Origin of the sequence: Mycolicibacter sinensis (assembly GCF_001667945.1) — a bacterium.
Taxonomy (GTDB): domain Bacteria; phylum Actinomycetota; class Actinomycetes; order Mycobacteriales; family Mycobacteriaceae; genus Mycobacterium; species Mycobacterium sinense_B.
Window position 1 is genome coordinate 1 of record NZ_LZJK01000112.1, and the last position, 1,472, is coordinate 1,472.

General features: G+C 69.2%; 1 protein-coding gene. It reads left to right on the forward strand.

From position 1 onward, the window contains the following. Window positions 1–1,472 (forward strand): DUF4118 domain-containing protein (locus A5694_RS25305; RefSeq protein WP_131809602.1); only part of this gene is annotated, 1,472 nt, incomplete at both ends.

Consider the following 1,472-nt stretch of genomic DNA (forward strand, 5'->3'; position numbering starts at 1 on the left):
GTCAACGTGCAGCATCTGGAGAGCCTCAACGACGTCGTCGCCGAGATCACCGGAATACAGCAGCAAGAGACGGTGCCGGATTCGTTCGTCCGTCAGGCCGCACAGATCGAGCTGGTCGACATCGCACCCGAAGCGTTGCGCCGCAGGCTCGCCCACGGCAACGTCTACGCGCCGGAGCAGGTCGACGCAGCGCTGTCCAACTACTTCCGCAGCGGAAACCTCACTGCGCTAAGGGAATTGGCGCTACTTTGGGTGGCCGACCAGGTAGACGCCGCCCTGGCCACCTACCGCGCCGACAAAAAGATCACCGCAACCTGGGAGGCGCGCGAGCGGGTGGTCGTGGCCGTCACCGGCGGCCCGGAATCGGAGACGCTGGTCCGCCGAGCCTCCCGGATCGCATCCAAGGCCGGCGGCGAACTGCTGGTGCTGCACGTGCTGCGCGACGGCGATTCCGTTGCGCCGGCGCCGCGCGTGGGCCAGATCCGCCAACTGGCGGTCAGCCTGGGCGCGTCCCTGCACACCGTGATCGGCGATGACGTGCCAGCCGCGTTGCTCGACTTCGCCCGTGACGTCAACGCCACCCAACTGGTGATCGGCAGCTCGCGGCGTTCGCGCTGGGCCCGCATCCTCGACGAGGGCGTCGGTGCGGCGGTGGTGCAGCAATCCGGCGATATCGACGTGCACATCGTCACCGACGAGGACACCAAGCCGAACTTCCGGGCGGTGTCGATCTCCCCGCGGGAGCGGCGCGCGGCGTCCTGGCTGGCCGCGATCGCCGTCCCGTGCCTGGTCTGCGCGATCGTGGTCGGCTGGCTGGATCACTACCTCAACAGCGGGCAAAGCGCCCTGTTCGTGGTCGGGGTGCTGGTGGTGGCACTGCTCGGCGGTATCGCGCCGGCCGTGCTGTCGGCATTGCTGTCGGGTGTGCTGCTCAACTATTTCCTGCTCGCGCCGCGCGGCGATTTCGCCATCGCCGAACACGACGCCGCGGTGACCGAGGTGGTGCTGCTGCTGGTGGCGGTCGCGGTGGCGGCACTGGTCGACAGCACGGCCAAACGATCCCGCGAGGCCGGCCGCGCCTCGCGGGAAGCCGAGTTGATGACACTGTTCGCCGGATCGGTGCTGCGCGGAGCGGATCTGGACAGCCTGCTGGAACGGGTGCGCGAGACCTACACGCAACGCTCGGTGAGCCTGGTACGGGTGCCGAGCGGAGCCGCGGCCCCCGAACAGCCCGAGGTCGTCGCTTCGGTCGGCGAGAACCCCTGCATGTCGGTGGCTCTCGCCGACACCGCGATCGATGTCGGCGACAACGAGTTTTGGATGTTGATGGCCGGCCGCCAGTTGGCCTCCCGGGACCGCCGGGTGCTGTCGGTGGTGGCGCGGCAGGCCGCGGGACTGGTACGCCAGGAGGAATTGGCGGTCGAAGCGGGGAGGGCCGACGCCGTGATGCGCACCGACGAACTGCGCCGCTC